Here is a 7,066-nt window from a genome sequence, read left to right on the forward strand (position 1 = left end):
GGGCCGTGCAGAACAAAGCCGGGTGCCGCGAAACGGCACCCGGCTTTCCTTTGTGCAGCCACCGGTTACAGGCCTCCGTCGACGAGCCAGCGCTGCCCGGGGTTGTCGTTGCGCAGGGCCAGCCGTATCTTCTCCGTGCTGCCGTCGGCCATCCGCAGCGTGCAGGGGATGAAGACCCCGGCGTATTTGCCCGAGCGGAAGGGCTTTCCGAGCTCCGTGACCCGGGCACCGGCATAGCGCTTTTTGAGCAGCTCGCGGGCTCCGGCTCCGTAGACGTAGAGCGCCTCGTCGAGGATCGCCTCGTCCCACGCGGCGAAGGCTTCGAGGATCAGCTGCCCGGCCTGCGCGGCGTCGATGCCCGCGAGACGCCCGGCCTGCATCGGGCGGGTATGGTCCGTCCAGGTGATGCCTTCGGGCAGGCGGGTGAGCGCGGCGGTGTCGAGCGGGGCGTCGTATTCGATGCGGTCGATCTCGAGCAGGGTCTGCTCGCGCCCTCCGGCAAGGAAGGTTACGCGGGCGCCCGTGAGCCGTCCGCTGGCGGCGTCGAAGCGGTATTCGCGGCGCGTGTCGCTCTCGAGGATCGAGCTGTTGCGCAGGTAGTCACTCTCGCGGAAATCTCCTTGTGCCGGGCTGGTGACCGTCAGGCGGAGCGTCTCCCCCTCGTGGCGCAGGTCGTATCGTGAGCCGTCGTGCGAGCGGGTGAGCTGCTGTTCGAGCAGCAGCAGCTGGCTCGGGTCGATCAGCAGGTTCAGCATGCCCGGCTCGCCGGACGAGTAGGAGAGGATCATGCCGTCGCCCGTCGTGTCGAGCCACTGATAGATGTGCCGGCCGTCGTAGAGCGCCTTGCGGCCCGGTTTCTCGACGCGCCAGAGGAGCTGCGGCGTGTAGACGGCCTCCAGTGTGTGGGGCACGAACTCGTCGAGCGGGTTGGTGTAGTCGAAGTGTTCGCTTGCGGCGGTGCGGATGCGCAGCTCGATGCGGATGCTCCGCACTCCCTCCATCGAGGTGACGGCCTGCATGAAGCTGTTGCGGGCGGCCCGGGCCGGGGTGTTGAGCCCGACGGTGAGGGCGACGGTGATGACGGCCGCGGCCGAGAGGACGCCCGAGAGGATGCCGATCCAGCGGCGGCGGGCGGTGCGGCGCGGTGCGGCGGATTGTGCGGTGGCCTGGCGGCGGAGCGTGTCCATCAGGCGGTTTTCGAGCCCTTCGGGTACGGGGATGTCGTGCTGCGGGGTGACGGCCTCCAGCGCCTGGCGGGCGGAGCGGAGCGCCTCGGCGCATGCGGGGCATTCGGCGGCGTGTGCCTCCATCCGGCGGCGCAGGGCGACGGGTAGTTCACCGGCGAGCAGGTCGTCCAGCTGTTCGAGGAAGAGGCGGCAGTCCATATTCTTTTCGGTCTTCATGGTGTTCGGTTTTTTCAGGTTTTACATCAGTTTCTTCAGTCGTTCGATGCCGTAGCTGAACCGCGACTTGACGGTCGACGCGGGCAGCTGGAGCGTCTGGGCGATCTCGGTGAAGCGCAGCGAGGCGAAGGTGTGCAGGCGGATGACTTCGGCCTGCTCTTCCGGCAGGCGGTCGAGCAGCGCGGCGATCCGTTCGGCCTCCTCGCGCAGCGGGGCTTCCCCGTCGTCGGCCGGGAGCTGCGGCCCGAGCGGTTCGAAGACCGCACGCCGGCGTTTCCGGTCGCAGCAGGCGTTGGCCACGCAGCGGTAGAGGTAGGCCCGGAGGTGGGTGATCTCGCCCGGGGCGGTCAGCAGCCGCAGGAAGGCCTCCTGCACGATGTCCTCGGCATCGCTTCGCGATCCGGTCCGCAGCGCCGCGAAGCGGTACAGCTCGGCGTGGTACTCCGCGACGGCCCGGGCGATCCGGTCGGGCAGGGGTGTGTTCGGGTTTTCCATGGTGAATGTTTCTCTTTTTTCGGTTCGTTTTTGGGAGCGCTTCCGATTATAAGACGCCGCCGGGGCGTAAAAGACGTAAAACCGGCACAAAAAAACGGGCCGCGCGTGCGGTCCGTCAGGGCATCCAGGTGACGATCCCTCCGGCGGGGTGTGCGGCGAGCCATGCCGCGAACTCCTCCCACGTGCGCACGCCGTCGCGCAGCACCGCCTCGTAGTAGCGGATGCCGGGAATCTTCTCCGCGGGCGGCGTCTCGTACTTGAGACGCAGGATCGCCAGGCGCGTCTCGTCGGTCAGTACGGCGGCGATGCGGTCGGCCGCGCGTTCGAAGTAGCCATCCCACGGCGACCCCTTCTCCATGTGAATCATGTCGATCTGCCACGCCGCCCCCTCGTCGTCGACATACTGCGCATGCCATTCGAGGCAGCGGTCCTCGGCGTCGAGCAGGTTGGCGTACTCCACGCGGCGGATGTGCCGGTCCTGGGCCAGGCGGGTCATGGCGGCGAAGCTGTCGGCCGTGCGCAGCGGCGCGGAGTAGATGTGGAAGTCGATGTCGCGGTGGGTCATCAGCAGCCCCGTGCGGAGCGACCCTACCAGACGGGGTTCGGCGCCGACCGAGCGCCAGATCGCCTCGAGTCCGGTCGTGCGGATGATCTCGCGGGCGCGCCGCTGGTTCGCGGCAGCCGTTTCAAGCAGGTGTTCCATGGCGGGTTTTGTTTGTATTTGAAAAAGGCCCGATCGCTGCCGGTCGGGCCCGTAACGGGCGGATAATGGACCGGGATTCTCCGGCCTGAAGGCACCGGTGGCGGCAAGGGGTCTGTCACATCGTTCCCGTCCCTCACCTTTCACCTTTTACTTTTCACCCTTCACCTTAAAAAAGTTTTCCGGACTTCTCGTCGGGGGTGTTCTGTGTGCTTCGTTTCGAGGGCTTGGCGGCGCGGCCCAGCAGGATGCGGGCCTGCGTGCGGGCCGCATCGGTGATCTCCGAGCCGGAGAGCATCTTGGCGATTTCGGTCTCGCGCTCGTCGTCCGTCAGGCGGGTGATCGAGGTGCGGCCGTCGTGCTTGTAGACGACGAAGTGCGACGAGCCCTTTGAGGCGACCTGCGGCAGGTGGGTGATGTCGACGACCTGCATCGTCGCGGCGAGGGCGGCGATGATCTCGCCCATGGCGTCGGCGATGCGGCCCGAGACACCCGTGTCGATCTCGTCGAAGATCACCGTCGGCAGCTGCATGCGCTCCGCGAGCAGCGCCTTGAGCGCCAGCATCACGCGCGAGAGCTCGCCGCCCGAGGCGATGCGCTCGACGGGCTGCGGCGTCATGCGCGCATTGGCCGTGAAGAGGAACTGCACGCCGTCGCGGCCCGAGCGTCCGAGCTGCGGCTGCGGCGTGAGCTCCACGCGGAAAACGGTCTCGGCCATGCCCAGCCGGGCAAGCGTGGCGAGGATCTGCTCCGCAAAGAGCGGCGCGGCCTTCTCGCGGGCCTCGTGCAGGCGGTCGGCCAGCGCGCCGGCTTCGGCCTCCGCGGCGGCGAGGGCCGCTTCGGCCTCGGTGATGCGTTCGTCGCCGTGGACGATGGCCGCCAGCTGTGCGGCGCAGCGGTCGCGTGCCGCGAGCAGTTCGGCTTCGTCGGCGGCGTGGTATTTCTGCTGGAGCGAGAGCAGCAGGTCGAGGCGTGCGGAGAGCTTCGCCAGCCGCTCGGGGTCGGCGTCGAGCCGCTCCGAGGCGGCCGTCACGCCGCCGTTGATATCCTTGAGCTCCTCGATCACCGCGTGCAGCCGGTCGGCATACTCCCCGGCGGCGGGGTAGTGGGCGCGCAGGTGGCCGAAGGCGTTTTCGCTCTGCTTGAGTTGCGCGAGGATGCCCGTCTCGTCGGCGTCGAAGGCGTTGCGCAGCGTGGTGAAGGCCTCGCCGATGCTCTCGGCGTTCTCGAGTACGGCGAGCTCCTGTTCGATCTCGGCCTGCTCGCCTTCGCGCAGCGCCGCGGCTGTCAGTTCGTCGTTCTGGAAGCGCAGCCACTCCTCGTCGCGGCGTCCCGCCTCGGCCGCCTCGCGCAACGCCGCAAGCTCGCGCCGCAGCTCCGTCAGGCGGGCGTACTGCGCGGCGTACTGCTCGAGCAGCTGTCCGTTGCCGGCCAGCGTGTCGAGCGCCTGCGTGCGGAACTCCTCGGAGGAGAGGATCAGGTTCTGGTGCTGCGAGTGGATGTCGATCAGGCGGCCGCCCAGCTCGCGCAGCTGCGCGAGCGACACGGGCACGTCGTTGATAAACGAGCGGCTCTTGCCCGCGGGGGTGATGATGCGCGTAAGGGTCGTCTCCGCGGCGTAGTCGAGGTCGTTCTCGGCGAAGAAGGGCTCCATGCCGCGCCCCGCGAGGTCGAAGGTCCCCTCGACCGTGCAGTTGCGGGCCGCATCCTTCATGGCCGAGCCGTCGTTCTTGGCCCCGAGCAGCAGCGAGAGCGCCCCCAGCAGGATCGACTTGCCGGCGCCCGTCTCGCCCGTGATGATGTTCAGGTGCGGATCGAGCTCCAGCGTAAGGGAGTCGATCAGCGCGTAGTTCTCGACCGTCAGACGGCGTAACATGACCTTTATTTTAAGAGTGATTCGATCTTGTCCGCGATGCGTGCCGCGACGTCGCGCTTGGACATCAGCGGCAGGGGTTCGCGTCCCGCGGCGTCGATGAAGGTGACCTTGTTGGTGTCGCCGCGGAAGCCTGCCCCGGCGTCGCGCAGCGAGTTGAGGACGATGAAGTCGAAGTGCTTTTTCGCGAGCTTCGCCTCGGCGTGCGCCTCCTCGTCGTGGGTCTCCAGCGCGAAGCCCACCAGCAGGCGGCCCCGTTTGTCGGCACCCAGTTCGGCGGCAATGTCGCGCGTGCGGCGCAGCGTCAGCGTCATCTCGCCGTCGCCCTTCGTGATTTTGCGGTCGGCAACCGCCACGGGCGTGTAGTCGGCCACGGCGGCGCACATCACCGCGCCGTCCGCCTCGCGGAAGGCCTCGACGGCCGCCGTGTACATCTCGTCGGCCGAGAGCACATCCACGCGCCGTACCCCTTCGGGGGTGTCGAGAGCCGTGCGGCCGCTCACGAGCACCACGTCGGCGCCGCGCCGTGCCAGTTCGCCCGCAATGGCGTAGCCCATCTTGCCCGAGGAGTGGTTCGAGATGAACCGCACGGGGTCGATCGGCTCGATCGTGGCCCCTGCGGTCACGACAAAGCGCCTACCGGCGAGCGGCTTTTTTTTTTCTTCGTCAAGCAGACGCCCGACGAAGGCGGCGATTTCGTCCGGTTCGGCCATGCGGCCCTTGCCCCGAAGGCCGCTCGCCAGCTCGCCTTCGGCGGGCTCGACGATCTGCACGCCGCGCCCGGCGAGGCGTGCGAGGTTCTCCTGCGTGGCCGCATGGGCATACATGTCCAGGTCCATGGCCGGGGCCACGACGACCGGACAGCGCGCCGACAGGTAGGTGGTCAGCAGCAGGTTGTCGGCGATGCCTGCCGCCATCTTGGCCAGCGTGTTGGCCGTGGCCGGAGCGATCAGGCAGCAGTCGGCCCACTCGCCGAGCGAGACGTGGGAGTTCCACGCGCCGTTCTCCGGGTCGAAGAACTCCACGAGAATCGGGTTCTTCGAGAGCGTGGCCATCGTCAGCGGCGTGATGAACTGCTTGGCCAGCGGTGTCATCACCACGCGCACGTCGGCCCCGGCCGTCTTCAGCAGACGGCACAGCAGGGCGGACTTGTAGGCGGCGATGCTGCCCGTGATGCCCAGCAGTATGTGGCGCCCCTCGAGCGGGCGTGCGTCCTGCAGCGGATCCATCGGTCGGCGCGGATTAGGCCTGCGGCTGCTCCTTGCCGTCGCGGTAGAAGAGCTCGCCGTCGAGGAACTCCTCCGTGGCGATGATGACCGGTTTGGGCAGGCGCTCGTAGTAGCGCGAGATTTCGATCTGCTCGCGGTTTTCGAAGGTCTCCTCCATCGTGTCGGTGGGCGACGAGAAGTCGGCCAGCTTGCGGTTGAGCTCCGTCTTGAGCTCGGTCGAGATCTGGTTGGCGCGGCGGGCGATGATGTTCACCGTCTTGTAGATGTTGCCGGTCTCCTTGTCCAGGTCCACCAGTTTGCGCGTGATGGTGTTGTTGGGAATGTTCTTCTTGATTTCCATCTCTATATGTTGTTTTCCTTGTTGTTGCGGTCGAGGTATCCGCGGGCCTCTTCGGCCAGGCGGTCCAGGCGTTTGACGTATTTCGATTCGGGGAACTCCTCCTTGAAGGAGAGGTACGAGTCGAGCATCGAGAGATAGCGGTCCGTCTGCTTGCTCGTCACGGAGTTGCTGGCCAGACGGTAGCTCGAATCGACGATCAGGTACATGATCTCTTCGCGGTGCCTGCTGTCGGGATACTGCTTCAGGGCGTTTTTCAGCGCCGTGATGGCCGACTTGTAGCGTCCGATCTTGTAGTAGGTGTAGGCGTTCAGGTAGGCCTTCTCGTGCAGCCGTTCGGTCAGCTCCTTGTTGATTTGCCTGAAGTTGTCAATCTGGTCGCTCAACGGGTAGTGCGACATGAACTCGTTGATGGCGATCAGCGCCTGACCCGTGACGGTCTGGTCGCGCGACGGCCCCGGGGCCAGGTAGTAGAAGCAGAGGGCGTACATACCTTCGGCGTCCTCGATGAAGGGACTGCGGCCGAACTTGCGGCGGAAATCCTCGAAGAGCATCGAGGCGGTCTCGTAGTCGCGGTTCTTGAACTTGCAGCGGGCGTTGAAGAACGAGATGCTGTCCTCGCGCGGCGTGCCCGCATAGTAATGCTGCACCCCTTCGAAGAGGGTCGAGGCGCGCTGCCATTTCTCTTTCTGGTAATACTCCAGCGCCTTGGTGTAGATCGGGTCGGGCTGTCCGCTCTTGAGCAGGGCGTTGATGCCTCCGCAGCTGCTGAAAACCGCGGACGCGGCCACGGCGCACAGGGCGTATAAGAAAGTCTGCTTCATCTGAAGAAATTTTTACGGCGCTTTATCGCGCAAAGTTACGCATAAATTAACGAATTGCAAAAAAAATTATTGTCCGGCGGGCGCTTGCGGCGATGCGGGCCGGAGCTTCGGCTTTCACCCCGGTGGCCTTCCGGGCAGCGGCCGGCCGGGAGGTGCGTCACGGCGCACCGGGGGATGATGCGCCGCGGGCGGCGGGGCGGTGCCG

Annotated in this window: 7 protein-coding genes; all 7 read right to left on the reverse strand. The window is 66.5% G+C overall.

Features of this window, described 5'->3' with window-relative positions:
- Positions 1-65: 65 nt before the first annotated feature.
- Positions 66-1,403 carry a zf-HC2 domain-containing protein gene (locus tag Q1Y33_RS04995; protein WP_300798649.1) on the reverse strand — a complete coding sequence of 446 codons (1,338 nt, stop codon included), beginning with the start codon at positions 1,401-1,403 and terminating at the stop codon, positions 66-68.
- A gap of 21 nt (positions 1,404-1,424) precedes the next feature.
- Positions 1,425-1,898, reverse strand: a complete 474-nt coding sequence (locus Q1Y33_RS05000; RefSeq protein WP_300798650.1) for an RNA polymerase sigma factor — start codon at positions 1,896-1,898, stop codon at positions 1,425-1,427.
- Positions 1,899-2,013: 115 nt separating this feature from the next.
- Entirely contained in the window at positions 2,014-2,601 is a 588-nt protein-coding gene (locus Q1Y33_RS05005; protein WP_300798651.1) for a phosphoglycerate mutase family protein, read from the reverse strand.
- Positions 2,602-2,767: 166 nt separating this feature from the next.
- Positions 2,768-4,474, reverse strand: a complete 1,707-nt coding sequence (recN, locus tag Q1Y33_RS05010) for a DNA repair protein RecN (RefSeq protein WP_300798652.1) — start codon at positions 4,472-4,474, stop codon at positions 2,768-2,770.
- Positions 4,475-4,479: 5 nt separating this feature from the next.
- Positions 4,480-5,700 (reverse strand): bifunctional phosphopantothenoylcysteine decarboxylase/phosphopantothenate--cysteine ligase CoaBC, encoded by a 1,221-nt coding sequence (gene coaBC / locus Q1Y33_RS05015; protein WP_300798653.1) that lies wholly within the window; start codon positions 5,698-5,700, stop codon positions 4,480-4,482.
- Between the two features lie 13 nt (positions 5,701-5,713).
- Positions 5,714-6,040: a DNA-directed RNA polymerase subunit omega gene (locus tag Q1Y33_RS05020; RefSeq protein ID WP_300798654.1), complete on the reverse strand. Its 327-nt coding sequence runs from the start codon at positions 6,038-6,040 to the stop codon at positions 5,714-5,716.
- Between the two features lie 2 nt (positions 6,041-6,042).
- Positions 6,043-6,861 (reverse strand): outer membrane protein assembly factor BamD, encoded by an 819-nt coding sequence (bamD, locus tag Q1Y33_RS05025; RefSeq protein WP_300798655.1) that lies wholly within the window; start codon positions 6,859-6,861, stop codon positions 6,043-6,045.
- Positions 6,862-7,066 lie beyond the last annotated feature (205 nt).

Origin of the sequence: uncultured Alistipes sp. (assembly GCF_949296715.1) — a bacterium.
Lineage (GTDB): Bacteria > Bacteroidota > Bacteroidia > Bacteroidales > Rikenellaceae > Alistipes.

Bases quoted from the DNA above. Each gene is read 5' to 3' on its own strand.
- Q1Y33_RS04995 (WP_300798649.1), bottom strand. From the start codon at position 1,403: ATGAAGACCGAAAAGAATATGGACTGCCGCCTCTTCCTCGAACAGCTG.
- Q1Y33_RS05000 (WP_300798650.1), bottom strand. From the start codon at position 1,898: ATGGAAAACCCGAACACACCCCTGCCCGACCGGATCGCCCGGGCCGTC.
- Q1Y33_RS05005 (WP_300798651.1), bottom strand. From the start codon at position 2,601: ATGGAACACCTGCTTGAAACGGCTGCCGCGAACCAGCGGCGCGCCCGC.
- recN (WP_300798652.1), bottom strand. From the start codon at position 4,474: ATGTTACGCCGTCTGACGGTCGAGAACTACGCGCTGATCGACTCCCTT.
- coaBC (WP_300798653.1), bottom strand. From the start codon at position 5,700: ATGGATCCGCTGCAGGACGCACGCCCGCTCGAGGGGCGCCACATACTG.
- Q1Y33_RS05020 (WP_300798654.1), bottom strand. From the start codon at position 6,040: ATGGAAATCAAGAAGAACATTCCCAACAACACCATCACGCGCAAACTG.
- bamD (WP_300798655.1), bottom strand. From the start codon at position 6,861: ATGAAGCAGACTTTCTTATACGCCCTGTGCGCCGTGGCCGCGTCCGCG.